The following is a 22678-nucleotide window of genomic DNA, read 5'->3' on the forward strand; positions in this document are numbered from 1 at the left end:
ACACAGATATTAACTTTCGGACGATAAACCCATGGCTCATAAAAGGCGGTACGGCAAGTTTCTTGCGCTTTCGATCGTCGGATTATTGATCGGCTGTTTTCAACACTCGGCCGAAGCGGAGGAGGTGTTCATCACGGCGATGTTCAAACCGGACCCTTCGAAACCGGATCAAAACATTTTTGAAAATACAACGCCGCCCAGTGGTTACTGCGCCGATTTCCCGAACAAATGCAGGGATGATCAAATGTTCAGCCTGCGGGTGCCGATTACATTCGAATCCAACGGCGCGATTACTCCTGGCTATTCCGACCCGCGGCAGGGGCCGACATTTTATCTACCGTCGAGCTGGCGGAACTTGACGGTTTTTCACGAGACGACCGGCGAGCCGCAAACGCTGAGGGTCCGGATCTCGGGGGTCGGTACCCGAGTCAGATCACCCAACGTGCTCGAACTGGTCGATCAGGATGTCAGCCTGCCACAGGCCCATGACCTGTTGTGGACGAGTGGTGGCTGGCTCTTTGCGCCGCCTCCGTGTGTATCCAGCGGGTTAAGTTCCTACGGCGCGGATTGGTACAACTTCTTCTGGAAAACCACGACCACTCGAGGGCATTGCACCAAGTATGCAAGGTACGACGTGCCCTGGCTGCGCTATGAGTATCTGGATTTTGCCTATCAACTGGAGACCCCGAACCCGCTGCAAATGGCGTCGGGCAGGTATAACGGACGTATTGGCTACACCGTGGGCCCGGAGTCGGATTTCGACATGGGTCATGTCATGCAGCCGAGTAGCACGACCCTGGGCTTGAACTTCAGCCTCGACGTACAGCACACCCTCAAAGTCGATATTCCTCCCGGCGGCAACAAAGTTGAACTGGTGCCAGAAGGCGGCTGGCAAAACTGGCTGCAGAACGGGCGCAAACCGGTGCGGCTGTTCCGGGACCAGACCTTCAATATCTCCGCGTCGTCGCGGTTCAAGATGGAGCTGAGTTGCTTCCTGACCGGGACTACGGATTGCCTGATTTTTGACCAGCTTTCAGGACGTACCGCGGCGGTGCAGATATCGATCAGCTTGCCCAATGGTCTGACGGACCTTGCTGGGGAACCGGTCAAGCGCAAGCGTTTTTATCCTGGTTCGAGTAGGGCTCAACAGTTTCAACCTGCCTTCTATGTCGATCGGGCCCCCGGCGTGCTGCACTTCGAAATCGATTCCACTTACGTGAACCTAATGCTGCAAAGCGGCCGTGCGGCCACCTATTCCGGGACTGTCACGGTGATCTGGGATTCGGAAGTCTGATGGGCTGTGCATCGAGCGGTCGAGCCAGCGTTGTATTCAATGTCATGAGGTACAAGGTTATGAAGCGTCTGTTTGCGCTGGTAAGTCTGGGCGGGTTTTCCCTGGCCGTTCAGGCGGCGCCCAACATCAACGTCGGGACGGTCTACGACTATCTGGATGGCGATAAAAGTACCTACTTGAAGCGGGTGTTCAACGGCGGGGACAGCACCGCGTTCGTCAAGGTCAACATCCTGGAAATCATCTATGACGCCGATGGCGTACCGCAGGAAGTACCGGTCAAGAGCCAGGCAGATGCCAGCGCCCGCGATGGATTGATGGCCAGCCCCGCGCGGCTGATCGTGCCCGTCAATGGCATGCAGGGTTCGCGTCTGTTGTACATGGGCGAGCGTGAAACCGAGCGATATTTTCGCGTGCGTTTTGTACCCGTGGTGCCGGAAAAGGAGGATGAGTTCGCCGTTTCCGAGGAGGATCGCGACACCTACAAACAGAACCTGTCGGCGGGGGTCAACGTGATGGCCGGTTTTGGCACGGTGTTCTTCGTGCGGCCGAAAAACACCCGTTACGACAGCGTGATCGATGATGGTCCGGGCACTTACAGCATTCGCAACAACGGCAACACCGTGGTGATAGTCGACGAGTTCAAGAACTGCTCGTTGAAGGTCGAGACCGAATGCGAGCCGACAACCAAGCACCACATCCTCGCGGGAAAGAGTTTTCAGTTCGAGAAAAAACCCGGTCGTGAGTACCGCTTCCAGCTGATTGAAGGCCAGGCCAAAAAGACCATGCGCATTGCCAGCCGATAGCACCGACCCGTGTTGCTGCGGTTTTCTTTGATGAACAGGTACCAGACATGATCAAGCAATGGGCCTTCGCGGCATCGTTGAGTGCCGCGACGCTGATGAGCTCCCAGGTGTTCGCGGCGCGGGAAGAACATGAGTTCGAAATTTCGGTGAACATCCCCACCTTGGCGTTTTACGTGATACCGGCGGAAACGGACTGGATTCATCGCGAGCAGAGATTGCCGTGGAATCCTCATACTTCAACCTTGGGCGGTTTGCGCAAGTATTTCGACGTCAAGCACGACACCAGCGCGATTGAAGCGCGGCTGGAGAGCGAACCTTATATATCCAACGGCAACGATGCCGAGAATATATACCTGCGCGTCAGCTTCAACGGTCAGGAGCTGAGTCACGACGCTCAGCCCCGGCAAGTGGTCTCGGCACAGGAGGCCATGGCGGGCAGTCGGGTGCGGTTGGACATCGAGCCGACAATCCCCACTGGAGGTTATAAACCGGGCAGTTACTACGGCAACGTGCTGTTGGTGTTCAGTGCCGTGGCGCCCTGAGCCCGTTAAAAAAACGTCCTCCATCCCATGACAGGGAGTCATGAGCGAAGATGAAATCAGTGAGTGTTTGTAAAACCCTCCTCCAGGGCAGCGCGGGGTGGGTGTTGTTGTGTGCATTAACCGTTGAATCGGCGATCGCCGCGACCATGGACATCAGCGCTTCGTTCAGGCCGGATCCGTCCAAACCCCATGAAAACAAGTTCACCAATGACACCCCGGTGAGCGGACATTGCGCACTTCAACCTGAATTCTGCAAGGAGCAGGGGTTGTTCTCATTGCTTGTCCCCATCGAGTTTCAATCAATTGCCCCTATCCTGGCCGGGCATGCCGATCGCCGCAAAGGGGCAATGTTCAAAGTGCCGGCCGACTGGCGACGGCTCACGATCAGAAAGGCCGACGGTCAGCCAGAGACATCGGAGGTCGAAGTTCGTATTGTTTCTATCGGTGGCCGTTACATTCTTCCCGATACGGCGCAAAACCTGGTCGGTGAAGGCTCACCATCCAATGATAATTCGGTCTGGCACCGCCGTTTATGGGGAGGGACTGACTGGACATGGGCACCACCTGCGCCCTGCATGGGCTCTGGTGGCGGCATGTACGTGCAGCCAGCCTGGCGCACTTTTTTCTGGCTGACGCCCACATCGGGCGAGTGTGCTGCAATTGCGGGATATCGAATCGAGACGTTCAGGTATGACCAGGTGCAAATCGGTTATGAATTGAGAACACCCGATCCGCTGCATATGTCTTCCGGAGTTTTTATCGGCGATTTGACCTACAGCGTCGGCCCCGGCATGGACTTCGACATGGGCGATATCATGCACCCCAGCGACTCTACCCTGACATTGAGTTTTACCCTCAACGTTGAACATACGCTCAAGGTCGATATTCCACCGGGTGGTAACAAAGTCGTGCTGGAGCCGGCCGGCGGGTGGCAAAACTGGCTGCAACATGGACGAAAACCGGTACGTCTGTTCCGCGACCAGGTTTTCAATATCTCGGCCTCATCACGGTTCAAGATGCAAATCGACTGCGAAATCCCCGGGCTGTACGACTGCATGATTCGCGACCCCGTTTCGCAGCGTGCCGTTCTGGTGGAACTCAACGTCACCCTGCCCGATGGCTTGACCGATCTCGCTGGCGTACCGGTCAAGCGTCGTCGTCTGGTACGTGTAGGTCAGGAGGAGGAGCAAAAATACCAGGCCCTGAATTATGTGAACAATCGGCCGGGCATCCTGCACTTTGAAGTCGCGAGCGAATACATGGATTACATGCTGCAACCTGGCGTCGCCGCCCGCTATACCGGGAACATCGTCGTGATCTGGGATTCGGAAATATGAAATGGCCTTGGGCTAATGCCGGTAAGTCAAGACATTTGAGCGACGAAAATCCTGTGGGAGCGTGGCTTGCCCGCGAAGAATGCTCCGCGGTTTTTCAGGTACTACGCGTCATCGTTCTTCGCGGGCAAGCCACGCTCCCACAGGTTCTGCGTCTTGACTTACCGGCTGACTGTTTGCCTCCAGGTACCGCATCTGGCAATGGTCGAAACGTTCAGGGCGTTATCAATGACCTGCCATTCTCAATGCCATTCGGGTCAGGCGTCGCGCCAGCTCCTTTTCGTCGTCGAAAAGGTCGTTGATCAATCGGTTGTACACCTCATCGGTCATTTCCTTGTCGGTGAACACAATCGACTCGGGAACAGCAAGCTGTCGGGCCAGTTCTTTGAGTTTTTCCCCGAGCTGGTTCTTGTATTCATCCGTGCGGTGCCGGGTATGAGCCCGTTCGTTTTGCGTCTGCCGCAAGTCCGCCAGTAACCCGGCCTTGACCACCGCGTACAGCTCGGTGTTTTCCTCAAATGCTCGCGGATGGGACGCGCGCAGGTATTCAACCCAGAACCGTTGCTCCAGCATCTGGTTCACCAGCCCGTCACCGTACTCCAGTGACAGCACCGCGTCGTAGGCGTTATCGATCATGCTCTCACTCACGCCGGCAACCGGCCGGTGAAGCATGCTTCGCGATTGCCAGGGCAGGTCCAGCCGTCGGGCCAGACCGGTCTGGTAGGCCAGATAGACCTCGACTTCATCCGGCGTGAGGCCGCTGGCCATCCGTTCCTGCATGTCCGTACGGGCAATCTCGTTCACGTGATCCAGACGCGCCGCACTCCGGGCCAGGGTCACCAGTTGACGTTCGAGCATCTGCGGCGAGGTGCTCAATGACCTGGCTTCCGAGGCCAGCACTTCCAGCCCCATGTTGTTGAACAACTGAGCGCCGGCATCGGCGCAGTTAACGGGTGAGCTGGCCATGGTGAAGAGCCTGTTCCTGAGCTCGGCATCCATGTCGGCGGCATCGATCATTCGCCATACATGCTTGGCCAGTTCGGTTCGAAACTCGCCTCCAGCCCGATAGTCCGCCGATTGGGTGAGGCCGCGGATCACGGTAAAGAATCCCGCCGAGTCCGGTTCATCGGCCAGATCCCCCCAGGCCTCGCCACGGTATCGGCCAAGCCCGGGGGAGGGCGTCCACCATTCGCTGTCGTCAGTTACAGGCCAGAAGGCCAGATCGTTGTCGGTGGCAGGTGGATAGGCATGTCGGGGGCTGAGCCCCACGGACCTCCTGAGGTCTTCATAGGCCAACCGGTTCATGTCGCTGAGCGCTTGCGCGTTGAGCCGGGTGCGCGCGACCACAAAGGCATCGTTCGAGCCCGGGATCACATCGGGAATACGCGCCAGCGGGTTGTCCTGCAAGTCGAGGAAAAAACCGCGCGGTCGGGGTTTGCCGAAGGTGCCTCGGGGCCAGGTGTCGATGCCGGTGTCACGCAGGCTGACGATCATCAGGCCGGGCATGCGTCCGATGTCCGGTAGCGCGCCCAAGGGGTTGTGATCCAGCCTGAGGGTTTTCAGGTAGGTCAGGCGGCTGAGTTGTTCAACGCTTTGCGCTGTCAGGCGAATGTGGTTGTCGTTCAGGCGCAGTGTCGACAGAACGTGCATCGCGGTGATGCCCTGGGGGATTTCAGTCAGTTGACAGCCTCTGGCGCTTAATTCGTCCAGGTGAGCAAAGTCCTTTAACAGACCGCCCGGCTCGCTGGAGAAACGCGTGTTGTCCAGATTCAGGACCGAGACCTTGTCGAGAAACCGCTTGAGATCGGGCTTCTGTTTCCACCAGGTCTCAAGATTGACACTGCTCAGTTCCACCGATAAATCGAGACGATAACCGGCGTGGGGATGCAGGCTGCGTTCGTCGAACACCAGGCTTCGACGTTCGAAACACTCGATCAGCCGTTCGGCGATGTGGCGCCCGCCGCCGTCGCGGAAACCCTGGGGGTCAGGCCCCCAGATGTCGGGTTGCTGATAGCGCCACTGATTGAGGGTGACGCGCAGGTCGTCGAGTTCATCCTCAAGCGCCGAAAGGGCGGTCAGGGGGTCACCTTGCGCGGTCAAGGCCTCGACAAATCGCGTGGCCTCCTCAGCGCTGAAGGTCGGGTAAAGGTCGCGAACCCGCCGATCCAGTGAGGCGGAACCGTCCTTGCTCAGCCCCCCACCCTGTAACAGCAGGGTGGTGATCCGGTCACGCTGCGAGCGAATCGGTATTTCGGCGAGCGCGATTCTGCGGACTTCAGGGGTGACGAGGATTTGCTTGAACCAGTGTTTGAGCGCCTTGCCCTGGCCGAGCTGGAAACCCAAGGCGTTGCGCTGATCCTGCGACATTGCGCGCAGCAACGACTCATAGAGGCTGCTGGCTCCGTAAAGGCGGTTGTCCTCGTCGAACACTTCGTATTTGTTGCGTACGCCGCTGCTGACGAGCGTCCTGACCCGGGTAGCAGATTGCGCGCCAACGCTGCAGCGCAAGCGACCGTGCGGGGAACCGTCGCGGATGTCGACACGCAGGTCGGTGAATACGTCGCTGTGCAGTCTCAGCGTATTCAGGAGCAGACGCTCGGTGTCCGCTGTTAACCCCGAATGCCCATAAAGGCTCTCGGTTGCCCGGACCGCGCGCACTTCGAAATTCAGCTCACGGGCCTGATTTTTTATACGCAACGGAAGGCGTTTTTCGCTGAGCATCTTGAAACGTTCCGCGCCCGTGGCGTTGGCCAGCAGTGTTTGGCTGATGCTTGAGGGCAGTTCAGGGAACGCGTCTCTGAGCAGCCTCACTTGCGGATCGCGGGTTTTTTCCCGGGCGCGATAAGTCTGTTTGGCCAACCTGTTCATATGGCCTTCAACGTAGTCGGCCAGTTGATTGCGCAAGGCTTGTGCCCGATGCGCCGGTGGCACGTCGGGGCCGAGCATGACGGCAAGTTCGGGCTCATCCAGAAACGCCACCACGCGCTCGGGCAACTGTCCGGCCATGACCTCCGTCAGCGTGATGCTGAGGGTGTTCGAGGGTGAGGCGTCGGGATTGCCATAGAGGCGGTCCTGGGCCGAAGCACTGGTTTGATGAAGCACGCGCAGGGCCTTGTCCTCAGGCCAGCCGGGCAGCTCGGTCACGGTTTGTTCGAACCAGGCCGAAGCCGGATCAGGCGTCAGCGGCAGACCACTGCGAATCTGTTCTTCCAGCCGGGCGACATCTTCATACGCCTCGAAGCGTTTCAGCGCATCGGCCAGCAGCGGCGGTGGCGCTTCAGATTCGACGTACATCCGCCGCAACGCATCGTGGTCGGTGCCGCTGATGGCGCGGATCTGCTCCAGTTCGCCGTCGCTAAAGCGCTCGACCGAATGCCCGAGCCGGCGCATCAGTTGGCGTTCACTCCAGGCTCTGGGCTGTTCGCCTTCATGCACGAAGGCACCCAGGCCATTGTGTGTCACCTGCGGCCGATAAGCGTCCGGCCGCCGAGGATGAATCACCCGCACCCGGCCGGAGGGTTCTCGCTCGATCTCAAGCAGTTTGCCCTCGTGGGGCAGAATGGATTTGCCTTGATGCCGGTGCAACCCCCAGGCATCCGGTGTCGAATCGGCGGGCAATGACAGGTTGTGCTGTTGATAGGGGGTGAGATCGGGGTGCCACAGGCGTTGGCTGCCGTCAGGCAATTGCACCGGTTTCATCGCGTCGATGAACGGTGAGGAGAGGGATTTGCCGAGCTCGGCGGCGCTGCCGAAGATACCGAACTGAACCAGATTTTCGACAATGCCCAATACATGCCCGGCCGCTTCGGTGGTCTGTCCTTCAGCCCAGTCCACAACGCCTTCGAACACCTCATCCGTCAGTTGGTAAGCGGTGTACGCCAGCATCAGCTCACCGAGCACCGGCACGAACGGCGTGACCATGAACAGGGCAACATTGAAAATGTCCGAGAGCATCTTCTCCAGGTTATCCCACCAGGCCCAACGCGCCATGCGGTCGGCATCCTGGGTGGAGATCGCGAGGTCGCGGGCATCGTTGACGATCTTGTTGAGCCTGACCCGGAGCAGGTATTGCCAAAGGTCGTCGTGGGCCGGGTCGGGCGAGCGGTTTTGATAGTCATCGGTGATCGCCTGGACGCTGAAACTCAGGTTGGGATTGTCCACCGGCGTATCCCTCCAGACGGGGCCGCCGGCCTGCCGATCTCGTTGCTGCCATTTCACCGTGCTCAGGCGTTGATTGAGACTGGCGAAGAAATGCCCTCGCTCCTTGTGGGGCACGAATTGGCTGAAGAACTGTTGATAACCGAACCCACCCGATGACTGTCCGTTGGCGGGTTTTTCTTCTTGCAGCCGGCGGGTCAGTTCGGCCATGAACTCGGCGGGCGAGGGGTATTCCTTGAGTGGGTGTTGGTTGTCGTGTGGCACATAGGCGATCAGGCGACCGGGAGAGCCATCCGGTCCCGGGTCGGTTGTGATCAACAGAATGCCCGCCAGCACCGTTTCCATCATGGCCAGGTTGTAGTAGCTCACGGGCTTGCCGTCCAGCCTCAAATCCTGTCGGCCATGGACCAGATCGAGGATGAGTCGATGGGCGTGTGCATCAATGTGTTTGTTCAGCAGTGCCAAATGCGCCGCTGCTTTCAACGCGGCTTTTTGGCTGGCAATGACCGCCGTGCGCACGTTGTTGGCGACCTGGGGGCTGCCGAATCCGAGGGCCTGACGCAGTGCCTGCTGGTAGCGGGCGCCGATGTCCAGATCACGGCAGATGGCCTTGAACGCTTGGGCGGTAAGCGGGGCTCCCGTGATCCTGTGGTTGATGTGCAGCGTTTTCATCTGTCCGCGCGGGTCCGGCGCGTCAAGAAAAGCAAAGTCCGAGAATGTTTCGTCATCCGAGAAATTGTGCAGGGCCGCGTTCAGCAACGAGACCGTCCGGACCTTCGTGCCACCCTTGAAATCGTGCACCCACCATGGGCGGCCGACGGCGGCATAAAGCCGCAGGTAGGTGTTCCTGACATCAATGTCGCCGTAGTGCTCGCTGAGCGTTTTTTTCAACAGGGGTTCGGCAAACGCGTAAACATCGGTCAGGTTATCAAGCAGGGCGTCCACGGCGTTCTGGGTAGACCAGTGCTCGGATATCGCCTCTTTGAGCTGATGATGAGCTGAGCGGGCATGGGTTTTGAACGGAGCGAAGTCGCGCTGGGCAGCCTTTAATGCGCGAGCGTTGACAGGGGAAATGTCGGTGATCCAGGCGGGCAGCGCCTGCGCGATCCAGGTGTCATTAATGCCGTCCTGGTTTTTGGTGTTGCGGCGTCTTTGATCAATCCTTGATAAGTTCGTCATGTGCTAACCGTCTAAAGCTGTAATCAGGCTCTTCAGGTTAGGCAGGTGCCGCGGTCGAAAAAAGCTCAAATAAAGGGTTGGATTGCCCCGAAAGAGGCCTCAATCCAACTATAAACAAAGAGCGAAAAATACAGGAATACCACCCTTTAACGTGCAGATGTGCCCAGTGCGGCCGTAGCTTGGGTGACGACCGGCAATCCAGTCCCTGCATGGCACAACGTGTGGGTGCCCGGTTGCAGATAAGGCGACAGGATCGGCGCCATGCCCTTGAGCACTTGCGCGGGCAACGCCGAGGTGAATTTGAAATTCTCCGCCGTGCGACCGGGAACATAGGCGGTGAGGGTGCCGAAATGCTTGTCGCCGATATAGAACACGAAAGTTGCCGTGCGGTTGATCGATTTGGAGCTGAGAATCCGCCCGCCGGCACCGATGGCTTCAATGCGGTTGTCGCCGGTACCGGTCTTGCCCCCCATCGCCAACGGGGTGCCGTCGGCCTGTTTGAAAGTGCCCGCCACGCGTTTGGCGGTGCCGGCGTCCACCACTTGTGAGAGGGCTTCGCGCATCGCCGCCGCCACTTCCGAAGGCATCACTCGTTTGCCGACCACCGGATTGTTGATCAGGCGTGTTTCATAGGGCGTATCTGCCGCGAAGTGTAGGCTGTCGATACGCAATGTCGGCATCCGTACACCGTCGTTGAGAATGGTGCCGATCAACTCTGCCAACGCAGCGGGGCGGTCGCCGGAGCTGCCGATAGCGGTGGCCAGCGATGGCACCAGGTGATCGAACGGATAGCCGACTTTCTGCCAGCGCTGGTGAATGTCGAGGAACGCTTCGATCTCCAGCATCGTGCGGATGCGGCTGTCACGGGCGCCCTTGTGACGGCTTTTGAACAGCCAGCTGTAAACTTCCTGGCGTTCGAATTCGCTGGCTTTGACGATCTGGCTGAACTTGGCGTCGGGGTTATTCAGCAAATAACCCATCAGCCACAGATCCAGCGGGTGGACCTTGGCGATGAAGCCCTGGTCCGGCAGATCGTAGCTACCAGGGCCGTAACTCAGGTAAAGCCGTTCAAGGCGCTCGTCGGTGAGTTTTTCCGTGAGCTTGGCGCCTTTGAGGTGCGAGCGCACAAAGCTGTTGAAGCTTTCCTGACTGGCCTGTGGCAACAGATAACGATGCACGGCAGCCATGCGAATCGGTGTCGGGCGCATACCGTCGAGGAAGGTTTCGAGCCGTGTCTGGGTGTCCTTGTTCTGGTACTTCTTCCAGAACCGCAGCAGGAACGCAGTGCCTTCGCGATCGGCGAACTGGGCCAGGTATTCCTGACGCCGCGGGTCGCGGTCGTCCTTGAGCAATTCGGCGCTGCTGTTGGGGCCAGCGTAGGTGCTGTAGCGCACCAGGTCGCGCATCAGTCGAATGAACGGCAGGTTGATCGACTCGCGCAGAGCATCGCGTAGAGTCGGCATGCGGCCGTTGTCTTCCTTGCGGAAGTTGACAAATGTGTGCAGCCCGCCGCCGGTGAAAAAGGCTTCGCCGGGGCTGGCCGAGTACTTGCGATCCAGTGCGGCGCCGAGCATTTTTGGTAGGCTGCGGTCGGTGTTCTGAATCATGTAATCGACGGCCCAACTGCTCAGACGGTCCTGCTCGGCGACTTCGGTTTTCTTCAGTTCGGCAACGCTCATGGTGGCGTAGCGATCATGCAGTTCGGACATGATCTGCAGGTAGGTGGTGAGCACGCGCATTTTGGCGGTGGAGCCCAGTTCCAGCTTGCTGCCTTCATTGATGTCGAATGGCTGGTCGGTGCTGTCGGTCTGCACCCGCACGCGCGAACCGTCCGGCGTCAATTCGAACAGGGTGAAGCTATAGCGCACCTGCGCGGTGTTGGTGGGGGTGAGCAGGCGTTCGCCGATCAGGCCGATTTCCGCGGCATAGACCGGGTCGGCCAGATGCTTGAGGTACGCGGTGGCCTGGGTTTGCAGTTCGCCTTGCAAGGTGCTGGTGGCGGACAGGTCGAGGCGGTCGAGGTCATACAGCGGACGATTGAGCAAACCGGCCAGGCGGCTGCGCGCCACACTGATGCCTTTATTGGTTTCGATTGGCTGAATGGTGGGCTGGGTGGCCCAGTCGCGGTAAGTCACTTTACTGGCCAATGCCGCCGTGGCGAGTGGCGCATCGATCACGCCGTTTTGAGACAGCAGGCGAATATGGCTGTCGGTGAGACTGGCCAATTCATCACGGCCCTTGGTCAAGTAATGGGAAGGGCGGCGCTGAGCAATCATCAGTGACAGCATTTCGCGCAGGGCCAGGCCTTTTTCCGACAGACTTTTCGGATCGGTGTCGCTGCTGGCCAGCTGTTCATTGGCCTTGTTGAAGTCGGTGCCGTACCAGACGCGCAGGCCCTCGGCCATGCCATGCACTTCACCGTGGCCCGGTACCGCCGACAGCGGAACACTGTTGAGGTAGTCGCGAATCACGTTTTGTCGCACCTGGAGGGTTTCCGGCCCCGCCTGATAGGCCCGCACGCTGGCGGAAATCATTTGTCGGATTTTTTCCGCGCCCGACACCGTCAAGCCATCAGGCGAATGCCGATATTTCTCAAGCTGCGTGGCCAGGGTACTGCCGCCCGCCGACTGACCGGGCAGACGCAGCAATTTGGCCACCTGGGACCACGCCGCCATGCCGAACCGCGGCCAGTCCACAGCGGGGTTGGCCAGGGGCTGATGAGGATCGAGCAAAAAGCGATTCTCGATAAACAGCAAGCTGTTGACCACTACCGGAGGAATCGCCGCAAAGCTTGAATAGAGCTGCTGAGGGTACTTGAACTGATACAGCGGGGCCGCCCGGCAATCGGTGATCGACAGCCCGGCCTGGATTTTCTCTGCATAGGGCACGAAAAAGCCCTTGTCGTTGTAGTTCATCAGTGCTGGGGAGAAACGGGTTTGTGCCTCTATCACGTAATCGCGTTTGAGCAGGCGCGGTAGAAATTCACCCATGGCGCTGTAACCCAAACGCTGATCGAACGGGCCAGCGCCTGGGTAGCGAATGGCATCGCTGGGCCCGGGTTGCAGCTCGTACTTCAGCGAGGCGGCATATTTGCTGATTTCCCGGGCTTGAAATCTGGAGGTGCGCATTTCCTTGGCCGCGGCGAGGCCCAGGACAATCAGGATGATCAGCAGCAACAACCAGAATGCCCCCCAGCCGTGCCGGGAGCGGCGGGGTTTCTCAGGTAAAGGCGCTTCATCCACTCGTTCAGTCGGAACCACGGTTTTACTCGAATCGGTTTGCCACAAAGCGCCCATAGTCGACTGATCCATTCACGCAGATTGATCGGACTTGTTTGAAGCTTAGACGGTGGTTGGCGTTGGTGAAAAAATTGTGAACAACCAAATATCAGATGTGCACGATTACCTATGGAGAAGGGCTGTTGTGGCGAGGGAGCTTGCCTGTGGCGAGGGGACTTGCCCCCGTTGGACTGCGCAGCAGTCCCCAAAAAACAGCAACACTGGATTTTTCGAACACGCCGCATTTAAAGGGCTCACGACTGCTGCGCAGCCGAACGGGGGCAAGCCCCCTCGCCACAGGGTTATGGTGCTGCTGGGTTCACAGCCAGCAGGCATCCCATAGTGGGTAATCGCCAATTTTATTGACCAACCCTGCGCGCAAGGGATTGGCAACAATGTAACGAGCAAACGGCAGAAGCTCTTCACCATCGCGGATTGCCCGGTCGTGGTAGCCGCTTTGCCATAGCGGACCACACCGACCGGTCATTTTGTTCACTGCAAGGGTGCAGCGTGACTTGGTAGAGCCGACAACCCTGCCCAGATTGTTGTCCCGCAGCTGCATTAGCCAATGGAAATGATCAGGCATCACAACCCAGGCGATTGAATCCGCTAAACCCGCGTCGTGAATTCGGCGCAGTTCTGCGACCAACAGACGTCCTAATTGCCAGTCAGAAAATATGGGTTGGCGTTCGTGAATAACTGCGGTGATGAGGTAAGCGCGGCCGTTTTCGGATGCTCTGCTAAAGCGCAGACGATGAGAGTTTGGTTGAGTAGGCAATCCACTGCTTCCTTGCGTAAGTAGACGACGCTTCTCAGGCTACTACCCGACTTCCTGGATCGGGGCCGTAATTATTGAGTGAATATTCTGATTCTTGCGAAGGATTAACTGCGGGGGGGGTGTTGTGGTGAGGGGGCTTGCCCCCGTTCGGCTGCGCAGCAGTCGTGAATCCTGTACATGCGGTGTGTCTGAAAAAATCCAGTGTTACTGGTTTTTGGGACCGCTGCGCAGTCCCAACGGGGGCAAGCCCCCTCGCCACAGGGGGTGTCGTCTGAAAGGCTTGAGCCAGACGCATCAACGAGGTAAATGCTGCGTAAGTAGGGGCATGACGATGCACCATTGTTGTGCAATACTCGGTGCCGTTCAGGTCGCGAAAAATCCCACATAAGCCAGGTAATGCCGCTCCGAAAACCGGACTTTTGCCGAGACTTATCGCTTAATGTTGTGGTTTATATAGTGAAAACCCCTGTCGCCAGCTTTTTATACTGCACGTCCCGCTGATCTTGCAGGTTTTGTCCTGCAAGACGTGTCTGCCCACGAAGCAGGCCCGATTTCAACAGGCACTGGCTTATCGGTCGGCGCTTTGACACTCGGTGGTCATATCCAATAACAAGACGAGGTTGCATCCCTATGCCAGTCGGCAATCACCTGCCTCACGGCGAGACCGCTCAGGGCGGCCCGCTTAAACGCGAACTCGGCGAACGGCACATTCGCTTGATGGCGCTCGGTGCCTGTATCGGCGTCGGCCTGTTCCTGGGGTCGGCCAAGGCCATCGAAATGGCCGGCCCGGCCATCATGCTGTCCTACATCATTGGCGGTCTGGCGATCCTGGTGATCATGCGCGCGCTCGGCGAGATGGCTGTGCATAACCCGGTCGCCGGCTCGTTCAGCCGTTATGCCCAAGACTACCTCGGCCCTCTTGCGGGCTTTCTGACCGGCTGGAACTACTGGTTCCTGTGGCTGGTGACCTGCGTCGCGGAAATCACCGCGGTGGCGGTGTACATGGGCGTCTGGTTCCCCGACGTGCCGCGCTGGATCTGGGCACTCGCAGCCTTGGTCAGCATGGGCTCGATCAACCTGATCGCGGTGAAAGCCTTCGGCGAATTCGAGTTCTGGTTCGCCCTGATCAAGATCGTCACCATCATTGCAATGGTGGTCGGCGGCATCGGCGTGATCGCTTTCGGCTTTGGCAACGATGGCGTCGCCCTGGGGATTTCCAATCTCTGGGCCCACGGCGGCTTCATGCCCAACGGCGTGCAAGGCGTGTTGATGTCCCTGCAAATGGTGATGTTCGCCTACCTCGGCGTCGAGATGATCGGCCTGACAGCCGGTGAAGCGAAGAACCCGCAAAAGACTATCCCCGATGCGATCGGCTCGGTGTTCTGGCGGATTCTGTTGTTCTACGTCGGCGCCTTGTTCGTGATTCTGTCGATCTACCCGTGGAACGAAATCGGCACCCAGGGCAGCCCGTTCGTGATGACCTTCGAGCGTCTGGGCATCAAGACCGCCGCCGGCATCATCAACTTCGTGGTGATCACTGCTGCGCTGTCCTCCTGCAACGGCGGCATCTTCAGCACCGGACGCATGCTCTACAGCCTGGCGCAGAATGGCCAGGCCCCAGCCGGTTTCGCCAAGACTTCGAACAATGGCGTACCCCGTCGCGCCTTGCTGCTGTCGATCGGTGCCTTGCTGCTGGGCGTGCTGCTCAATTATCTGGTGCCGGAGAAAGTCTTCGTCTGGGTCACCGCGATTGCCACCTTCGGCGCCATCTGGACCTGGGCGATGATCCTGCTGGCCCAGCTCAAGTTCCGCCAAGGCCTGAGCGCCAGCGAATGTGCCGGCCTGAAATACCGCATGTGGCTGTATCCGGTCAGCTCGTATCTGGCGCTGGCGTTCCTGGTACTGGTGGTCGGCTTGATGGCGTACTTCCCGGACACTCGCGTGGCACTGTATGTAGGACCTGCCTTCCTGGTACTGCTGACGGTGTTGTTCTACGTGTTCAAGTTGCAACCTGCCAATGCGTCGCAAGGTGCGGTGCGTTCGGCTTCGTAAGTCGTAACGCCAGAAATGCAAAAGCCCCGGCCTGAATGACTGGGGCTTTTGCATTGGTTGACGCAATCTCCTGTGGCGAGCGAGCTTGCTCGCGCTGGGGCGCGTAGCGGCCCTAAAGGGTTACCGTTCAGACCGATCGCATGTACCGGATTACGACTGCTGCGCAGCCGAACGGGAGCAAGCTCCCTCGCCACAAAAGCCCCTCACCACAAAAAGCTCCCTTGGCAAAAGAATTGACTTGTCTCAATGTCAGACGACGGCAACTTGGGCCGGCCGATTCAACCGCTTGTTGAAATCCAGCCAGGTCCCCAGCAACACCATCAACCCGACCCCCAGCATTGCGCTGAATAGCTGCATCGCCAGTGCATTCGCGCCCAAGGCGTTGAGCATGTCCGCCAACGGCGCCAACAACACGCCGAAACAAAACACTTCCAGCGAATAACGGCCCATGCGACAGCTCTGCCGCGCCAGCCAGTGTTGTGTCCAGCCGTTGTCAGGCAACAACCTGGCGGTGACGTAGGCGAGGGCGAGGAAGTGCAGCAGGCGCGCCGGCGAGAGGTTGGTCTTACTGATCGGATAAAGCCATTCGCCGAGCCATTGAGGCATGAAGGCGTCATGGACGGTCGGCCACTTCCACGACAGCGCGATCAGCCCCGTTATCAGTAGATAGATCAGCGCTGCGACGAAAACCGGCTGACGAATCTGCGGCCGGGATTGCGGCACCTGAGGTCGCTGCCCATGAATGGCTGCCGCGCCGCCGAGAATAAACAGCAGTTGCCAGGCCATCGGATTGAAAAACCACACGCCCCCCTCGGTGGCTGCCAGGTTCCATTGAAACCACGGTGCCAGCAGGTACACCACCACCGACAAACCCACCACGTATTCAGGCTTGCGCAGCAGCATCGGCAGCACCAGTGGCAGGCCGAGCAGCAACAAAATATACAGTGGCAGCGGGTCCATCAGGTTCGGCTTGAAGCGCAGCAACAACTCATCCATCAATGCCTGCTGCGGATTGCCGAGGAAATACTGCAAGCCCATTTCCTGCACCAGGTCACGGGTTTCCACATGGCTGTTGGCGAAAAACACGATGCCCATCAACAGCGCCAGCAAGAAGATGTGCACCACATAAAGCACCCAGGCCCGACGCAGGATTTTCACCGTGGCGACCATGAAACCGTCACGCCGGGCGATTTTGCCGTAGGCCAGCACGGCCGCGTAACCGGCCAGGAACACGAAAATCTCCGCCGCATCGCTGAAGCCGACATTACGTACCGTGAACTGCGCGAGCGGGTTCTGTGGCACGTGATCCCAGAAGATGAAAATCAGCGCCAGGCCACGAAAAAAATCGATTCGGTGATCGCGTTCACACGTCATGACAGCGGGCTCTTGAACGGGTTGTTGGGTAGGCGCGAGGCTCGCTCCTACAGCGGCGCGCAGGGTGGCGCGATTCGCGGGCAATTGCAAAAGGCTGGATATTACCGAATGTCTCAGATGCCTATAGCGAACGAATTTAACAACGCTTCCGTCGGTCTGCCGGGCATCTTGCGCACAAGAACGACACCTGATGGGGCCTGTCGAACATCTACACTTCGTTTCTCAGGAGTGTGCAACGTGAAGGTTTCGCTGATTGTCCCGGTATTCAATGAAGAGCAGGCGATCAGTCTGTTCTATCAGGCGGTACGTCGTGAGTTGAAACTTGACCGATGTGAGGTCGAAATAGTGTTCATCAACGACGGCAGTACCGACCAGACGGCCGAGCAGGCCAAGGCGCTGGCACAGGTCGATGAACAGGTGTTGCTGATCAACTTCTCGCGCAACTTCGGCAAGGAACCGGCGTTGTTTGCCGGGCTGGAATACGCCACTGGCGATGCGGTGATCCCGATGGACGTGGACCTGCAGGACCCGATCAGTGTCATCCCGCAGTTGATTGCCGAGTGGCAGAAGGGCGCCGACGTGGTGCTTGCCAAACGCCGTAATCGTGCCAGCGACAGTTATCTGAAACGCCACAGCGCGGCGATGTTCTACCACCTGCTGAACCGTATCGCTTACACCCGGATCGAAGAAAACGTCGGGGATTTCCGGCTCATGGACCGCAAGGTGGTCAATGTGATTCGCGCGCTTCCCGAGCATCAATTGTTCATGAAGGGCGTTTTGTCGTGGGCCGGTTTCACCAGCGTGGTGGTGGAATACGAGCGGGCCGGGCGCGTGGCGGGAAGCAGCAAGTTCAATGGCTGGAAGCTGTGGAACCTGGCGCTGGAAGGCATTACCTCGTTCAGCACCGTGCCGTTGCGGTTGTGGACTTACATCGGTGGCGGCATTTCGATCTTCGCGGTGCTGTACGCGGTGTACATGGTGCTGGACAAGATTTTCTTCGGCAACAACGTCCCCGGTTACCCCTCGTTGATGACGGCCATTCTGTTTCTTGGCGGCGTACAGCTGATTGGCATCGGCATCCTGGGTGAGTATGTCGGCCGCATCTACATCGAAGCCAAGCATCGACCCCGTTATGTGGTCAAAGATGTCATTGGCGGTAAAGACCGGGTCGGGCTTTAGCATGGGAAGACTGAGCGATTTTTTCAGCAGAGAACTTGGGTATCGTCGGGTCTGGCTGTTTTTTTTTATCGCGACGCTGGTGTATGTCATTCCGCTGATCCTCGCGGACTACCCCTATATCGATGACAACTGGCGCTCCCTGGCAGCCGGTACTGCCTGGGCAGGGCAGGGGCGGTTATTCACCAAGCTGTTTTATAATGCGCTGACCTTCAGCGATGCCGCACCGAACATCTTTCCATTACCGCTGTTGATCGCCACGCTGGCCATGGCCTTTGCGTTGACCAGCCTGACATTCCATTACTACTCGCAGCCGACGATTTCCCGTTGCCTGGTGCTGTTGCCACTTTGGTACAACCCGTTTTTCCTGCAGAACCTGTCTTATCAATACGACGGGCCAGCCATCGCCTTGAGCCTGGTGGCAGTGATTTATGCGATCACGTTTCGTCACCCCTCGCGCATTTTGCAATGGCTGGTGCCGGCGTTCCTGATTGCGCTCGCGCTGGGACTCTATCAAGTGAGCCTCAATGTGTTTCTGGGCCTGTGTTGCCTGGAAGTACTCAAGGGCGCGAATGACAAATGGGCCTGGCGGCAGTGGTACGAATTGATCGGCTGGAAAATCGCGCAGGTGGGGCTCGGCGGGTTGATCTACAGCGTCACGGCTTTTGCGTACATGAATCAGAACCGTACTTTGTTGCTGAACTGGGCGGCGGCGCCGTTCCTGCAGCTTGAAATCAACATCGGCCGCGTGCTGGAAAAAGTCGTGTTGTTGTTTCACGGTGGGTTCGCCTGGGTGTTCGCCGCGCTGGCATTGTGTGCACTTGCGGGCAGCGTGCGGCTGGCCCGGAACGTGATCGAACGCCAGGACACGGGGCCTGGAAAAGTCGTGATGGGGCTGGTGTGTGTGCTGACAGTGCCGATCGTGACCTTGCTGGTGTCGGGGGTTGCGCTGTTTTTCCGGGACTTCAATGAAGGCGCCAGAACCTTGATGGGTTTTGCGGTCTTGTTGGTGCTGTTGTTCTATTTAAGCCATCTGGCGTTGGCGTCCATCCATGAGCGGCTGACGATGCTGTTGGTGGTGCCTCTGTTGGCAATGCTTTCGCTGTCCTACGCCTATGGCCGCGTGCTGACCGTGCAGAACACCTTTGCGTCCAGCGCGCTGTTTTCCCTGGGGCATGACATCGCGTCCTATCGGCAACTGTACGAGGCCAAGCGTATTTACATGTCGGTGAACTATTCCGATCGCTGGCTGGTGGGTGCCGCAGGCTCGTTCAAGCAGATGCCGGTCTTGCATTATCTGCTGAATATCAACTTCTTCATGCTGGCCGAGAACCTGCCGAAGGCGGGCATCACCAACGTGGTCGTGGAGAGGGAGCGGCGCAACGCGACGCTGGTGGGTTATCAGGGGTATCCACCGCTGGTGGAGAGCAAGTTCTACCGCCTCTATGTGCTGGGCGATTACGGTTTTATCGTCATGAAAGAACCCGCCCCGATCGCGTCGCTTCAATGGTGAAAAGTCGGTGAGCGCCTTTTCGATTTATCCTGAAAACTTTCCATCCCGGGTCGCCAACGGTGCAGGTCTGGTGATGGTGCTAGCGATCGCGTTGTTCGCAAGGTTTCACTCCATCACCGAGCCGGTCATCTGGTACGACGAGGCTTACAGTCTGCTGCTGGCCAAGGGTTCGCCGTCATACATCTGGGCTACGACGGCACGGGATGTTCATCCGCCGCTTTACTATGTCTTGTTGCATTTCTGGATGTTGCTGTTCGGTAGTGGCGTGTTGGCTGCGCGGTCCCTGAGCGCACTGGCCGATGTTGGCACGCTGTTGCTGGGCATGAAATTGATGAGCCTGGTGGCGACGCGACGGGCGACCTGGATTGCGGCATTGTTATTGGCATTGCTGCCGATATCGGTGCGCTACAGCCAGGAAGTGCGCATGTACACCATGCTGGGCTTCTGGCTGATGGGCGCGACCGTGGCGCTGGTGTGCTGGATCAAGGCAGCTGACCAAAAACGTTACCCGGTCCTTTACGTGCTGCTGATGACGGCGGCGTTCTATACGCACTACTTCGCCGCACTGTGCGTTCTGGTGCATTGGCTGTTCTGGTGGCGAGTGCGCAAGGTCCAGAGCACGGTACCTGTACGTGCGTGGATACTGGCCAACGGTGCAATCGTCGTGTTGTACCTGCCGTGGGCACCGCCTCTCATCAGTCAATTGTTGCGAATGGACGGGCTCGAATGGATACCGCCACTCACTTGGTCGACGGTGCTGACTTTCGTTTGGCAACTGGTGGTGATGGAGGGTTCGGCCAGTAACTTATGGCGCATGACCCCCTTGGTTTTGATCATTACTTGCGCCGCTGCGGTACTGCTCAAGGGACGCAATGAGCGCCCCTTCAGCGTCTTGCTGGTGGGCTATTTTTTTGTGCCGGTGCTGAGCGTGTTTCTGGTGTCGCTGATCGTTCCGATTTTCAATGCCCGATACCTGGTGTTCGCCGCCGCCGCGTTGCCCCTTATCGTTGCGCTCGCGCTGGACGCATGGAGCAAACGCCACGCGGCCCTTGCTGCTGTCGCCATGGTTTTTATTGTATTGGTGGAAGTGCACGGGCTCACGGCGATTTACGCCCAAACGGATGAGATGAACGGCACCAGCATTCGCAAAGACGCGAGGCTGGACACCGTAGTCGCCGGTATCGGCCGTGAAGCCCATCCCGGTGACGAAATCATCGTGGACAACCTGTATTGGTACTTGCCGTTCATGTACTACAACGCGACCGGTATTCAGCCGAAGCTGTATGTCTTCAAAACAGCGACAGGCACCCTGTGGGGAACTGCCGAATACGGTGGCTGGGCACTTATCCCCCGTCACCTGCATTCGATTTTCTTCAACGACTTTTCGACCCTGAAACTCAATGCCAGGAGAGTCTGGTGGGTGACGGGCATTGCTCGTCCTGAGCATGACGCCTTGTTTCCGAAACATTGGAAACAGGTGCTGACGCTAAAGGCAGGGGACAGTGAGGCTCGTTTGTTCATCGTGGAGGACGCGCCAATCGCTGAGATTGGCGCGCAAACACAGCCTATGCAGCCGCCGCATCATTAGGCTCAAAACTATCCGCCCGCGCCATCTGCCACATCCGCGAGTAAAACTCGCCGTTCACTTCGCCAGTGAGCAATTCCCCCGGCTTCAAAAACACATGCAACTGCGAGAACAACTTGATCTCAGTCGCCGACATGCGTCGTACCAGATGTTTGGCCGACAGTTGCGAAGGATGTTCCAGGCCTGCGGCGGCAAGCATCTCGGCTAAAGCCTTCAGCGTATTGCGATGGAAGTTGAACACACGCTGAGCCTTGTCCGGAACGACGAGCGCGCGCTGGCGCAGGGTGTCCTGGGTGGCGACGCCGGTCGGGCATTTGTTGGTGTGGCAGCTTTGCGACTGGATGCAGCCAATGGCGAACATGAAGCCGCGCGCCGAGTTGGCCCAGTCGGCGCCGATGGCCAGGACGCTGGCGATGTCGAAAGCGCTGACGATTTTGCCGCTGGCGCCGAGTTTGATCTTGTCCCGCAGGTTCAGGCCCACCAGCGTGTTGTGCACGAACAGCAGGCCTTCACGCATCGGTACGCCGATGTGGTCGGTGAACTCCACGGGCGCGGCGCCGGTGCCACCTTCCTTGCCGTCGACCACGATGAAGTCCGGGAGGATGCCGGTCTCCAGCATGGCCTTGGCGATGCCCATGAACTCCCACGGATGGCCCAGGCAAAACTTGAAGCCCACCGGTTTGCCGCCGGACAGCTCACGCAGTTGCGCGATGAAGTGCATCAGTTCGATCGGCGTGGAAAACGCGCTGTGGCGCGATGGCGATATACAGTCTTCGCCCATCGGAATGCCACGGGTTTCGGCGATTTCCTGGGTGACTTTGTGCTTGGGCAGGATGCCGCCGTGGCCGGGTTTGGCGCCCTGGCTCATTTTGATTTCGATCATGCGCACTTGCGGGTTCTGTGCCTGGGCGGCGAAGCGCTCCGGGTCGAAACGCCCATCGGTGGTGCGGCAGCCGAAGTAGCCGCTGCCCAGTTCCCAGGTCAGGTCGCCGCCGTTTTCCCGGTGATAGGGGCTGATGCTGCCTTCGCCGGTGTCATGGGCGAAGTTGCCGAGTTTGGCGCCCTGGTTCAACGCGCGAATGGCGTTGGCGCTGAGGGAGCCGAAGCTCATCGCCGAGATGTTGAACACCGACGCCGAGTACGGCTGGGTGCACTGCGGACCGCCGACCATCACCCGGAAACTGTTCAGGTCACTTAATGGCGCCGGGCGCATCGAGTGGCCGATGAATTCGAACCCGGACTGATAAACGTCTATTAGCGTGCCGAAGGGTTTGTCGGCGCTTTCATTCTTGGCCCGTGAATACACCAACGAACGCTGGGCACGGGAGAAGGGCAGGGCATCGCTGTCGGATTCGAGCAGGTACTGGCGGATTTCCGGGCGAAGACCTTCCACCAGATAACGGATATTGCCCAGGATCGGGTAATTGCGGCGCACCGCATGGGGGCTTTGCAACAGATCGAACAGACCCACCAGGCTGAGGACGCCGGTGACGGCGGTGATCGGCCAGAGCCAGTCGTACTCCAGGAAGGGCAGGCTGGCGAGGGTGAATATCACGCAGACGGCAAAGAAGGCGTAGCGGCTCAGGAGTGACAGGCTCATACGGTTTCCTTG

Annotated in this window: 13 protein-coding genes; 8 read left to right on the top strand and 5 right to left on the bottom strand. The window is 58.5% G+C overall.

Going from position 1 to position 22678, the window contains the following annotated elements; translation table 11 throughout:
• Positions 1-31: 31 nt before the first annotated feature.
• The 4 genes from ACZ9BB_RS01280 to ACZ9BB_RS01295 are packed head-to-tail and all read left to right on the top strand — an operon-like array spanning position 32 to position 3976.
• Positions 32-1294 (top strand): hypothetical protein, encoded by a 1263-nt coding sequence (locus ACZ9BB_RS01280; protein ID WP_476212205.1) that lies wholly within the window; start codon positions 32-34, stop codon positions 1292-1294.
• Positions 1295-1353: 59 nt separating this feature from the next.
• A complete protein-coding gene (locus tag ACZ9BB_RS01285) occupies positions 1354-2097 on the top strand; it encodes a molecular chaperone (RefSeq protein ID WP_476212206.1) in 744 nt (247 codons plus the stop codon).
• A 47-nt stretch (positions 2098-2144) separates the two neighbouring features.
• The gene (locus ACZ9BB_RS01290) at positions 2145-2639 is read left to right on the top strand and encodes a CS1 type fimbrial major subunit (RefSeq protein WP_476212207.1); all 495 of its coding nucleotides are present in this window, start codon (positions 2145-2147) and stop codon (positions 2637-2639) included.
• Positions 2640-2689: 50 nt separating this feature from the next.
• Positions 2690-3976 (top strand): hypothetical protein, encoded by a 1287-nt coding sequence (locus ACZ9BB_RS01295; protein ID WP_476212208.1) that lies wholly within the window; start codon positions 2690-2692, stop codon positions 3974-3976.
• 222 nt (positions 3977-4198) lie between these two features.
• Here the strand turns inward: ACZ9BB_RS01295 and ACZ9BB_RS01300 are convergent, their stop codons facing one another.
• From ACZ9BB_RS01300 to ACZ9BB_RS01310, 3 genes are all read right to left on the bottom strand, one after another.
• Positions 4199-9310 carry an NEL-type E3 ubiquitin ligase domain-containing protein gene (locus tag ACZ9BB_RS01300; RefSeq protein WP_476212209.1) on the bottom strand — a complete coding sequence of 1704 codons (5112 nt, stop codon included), beginning with the start codon at positions 9308-9310 and terminating at the stop codon, positions 4199-4201.
• A gap of 146 nt (positions 9311-9456) precedes the next feature.
• The gene (locus tag ACZ9BB_RS01305) at positions 9457-12606 is read right to left on the bottom strand and encodes a transglycosylase domain-containing protein (protein WP_476212210.1); all 3150 of its coding nucleotides are present in this window, start codon (positions 12604-12606) and stop codon (positions 9457-9459) included.
• A 301-nt stretch (positions 12607-12907) separates the two neighbouring features.
• On the bottom strand, positions 12908-13366 hold the full coding sequence (locus ACZ9BB_RS01310; protein ID WP_476212211.1) for an REP-associated tyrosine transposase: 459 nt from the start codon (positions 13364-13366) through the stop codon (positions 12908-12910).
• Between the two features lie 630 nt (positions 13367-13996).
• Between ACZ9BB_RS01310 and ACZ9BB_RS01315 the strand changes: the two genes are divergently transcribed.
• Positions 13997-15418, top strand: coding sequence for an amino acid permease (locus ACZ9BB_RS01315; RefSeq protein WP_476212212.1), 1422 nt, complete (start codon positions 13997-13999; stop codon positions 15416-15418).
• Between the two features lie 249 nt (positions 15419-15667).
• Here the strand turns inward: ACZ9BB_RS01315 and ACZ9BB_RS01320 are convergent, their stop codons facing one another.
• On the bottom strand, positions 15668-16792 hold the full coding sequence (locus tag ACZ9BB_RS01320) for an OpgC domain-containing protein (RefSeq protein ID WP_476212213.1): 1125 nt from the start codon (positions 16790-16792) through the stop codon (positions 15668-15670).
• 237 nt (positions 16793-17029) lie between these two features.
• On the opposite strand from ACZ9BB_RS01320, the gene ACZ9BB_RS01325 reads away from it, so the two are divergent.
• From ACZ9BB_RS01325 to ACZ9BB_RS01335, 3 genes are all read left to right on the top strand, one after another.
• A complete protein-coding gene (locus ACZ9BB_RS01325; RefSeq protein WP_476212214.1) occupies positions 17030-17971 on the top strand; it encodes a glycosyltransferase family 2 protein in 942 nt (313 codons plus the stop codon).
• Position 17972: 1 nt separating this feature from the next.
• Positions 17973-19481, top strand: coding sequence for a glucosyltransferase domain-containing protein (locus ACZ9BB_RS01330; RefSeq protein ID WP_476212215.1), 1509 nt, complete (start codon positions 17973-17975; stop codon positions 19479-19481).
• Between the two features lie 73 nt (positions 19482-19554).
• The gene (locus ACZ9BB_RS01335; RefSeq protein ID WP_476218166.1) at positions 19555-21069 is read left to right on the top strand and encodes a glycosyltransferase family 39 protein; all 1515 of its coding nucleotides are present in this window, start codon (positions 19555-19557) and stop codon (positions 21067-21069) included.
• On the opposite strand, the gene ACZ9BB_RS01340 is transcribed toward ACZ9BB_RS01335, so the two are convergent.
• Positions 21047-22666 (bottom strand): FMN-binding glutamate synthase family protein, encoded by a 1620-nt coding sequence (locus tag ACZ9BB_RS01340; protein ID WP_476212216.1) that lies wholly within the window; start codon positions 22664-22666, stop codon positions 21047-21049. The two genes, ACZ9BB_RS01335 and ACZ9BB_RS01340, sit on opposite strands and share 23 nt — an antisense overlap.
• Between the last annotated feature and the right edge of the window lie 12 nt (positions 22667-22678).

It is taken from the genome of Pseudomonas sp. TE3552 (assembly GCF_056278945.1).

What these genes read in the sequence shown, in the direction of transcription:
- ACZ9BB_RS01280 (WP_476212205.1), top strand. Translation starts at nt 32, where the DNA reads ATGGCTCATAAAAGGCGGTACGGCAAGTTTCTTGCGCTTTCGATCGTC.
- ACZ9BB_RS01285 (WP_476212206.1), top strand. Translation starts at nt 1,354, where the DNA reads ATGAAGCGTCTGTTTGCGCTGGTAAGTCTGGGCGGGTTTTCCCTGGCC.
- ACZ9BB_RS01290 (WP_476212207.1), top strand. Translation starts at nt 2,145, where the DNA reads ATGATCAAGCAATGGGCCTTCGCGGCATCGTTGAGTGCCGCGACGCTG.
- ACZ9BB_RS01295 (WP_476212208.1), top strand. Translation starts at nt 2,690, where the DNA reads ATGAAATCAGTGAGTGTTTGTAAAACCCTCCTCCAGGGCAGCGCGGGG.
- ACZ9BB_RS01300 (WP_476212209.1), bottom strand. Translation starts at nt 9,310, where the DNA reads ATGACGAACTTATCAAGGATTGATCAAAGACGCCGCAACACCAAAAAC.
- ACZ9BB_RS01305 (WP_476212210.1), bottom strand. Translation starts at nt 12,606, where the DNA reads ATGGGCGCTTTGTGGCAAACCGATTCGAGTAAAACCGTGGTTCCGACT.
- ACZ9BB_RS01315 (WP_476212212.1), top strand. Translation starts at nt 13,997, where the DNA reads ATGCCAGTCGGCAATCACCTGCCTCACGGCGAGACCGCTCAGGGCGGC.
- ACZ9BB_RS01320 (WP_476212213.1), bottom strand. Translation starts at nt 16,792, where the DNA reads ATGACGTGTGAACGCGATCACCGAATCGATTTTTTTCGTGGCCTGGCG.
- ACZ9BB_RS01330 (WP_476212215.1), top strand. Translation starts at nt 17,973, where the DNA reads ATGGGAAGACTGAGCGATTTTTTCAGCAGAGAACTTGGGTATCGTCGG.
- ACZ9BB_RS01335 (WP_476218166.1), top strand. Translation starts at nt 19,555, where the DNA reads ATGGTGCTAGCGATCGCGTTGTTCGCAAGGTTTCACTCCATCACCGAG.
- ACZ9BB_RS01340 (WP_476212216.1), bottom strand. Translation starts at nt 22,666, where the DNA reads ATGAGCCTGTCACTCCTGAGCCGCTACGCCTTCTTTGCCGTCTGCGTG.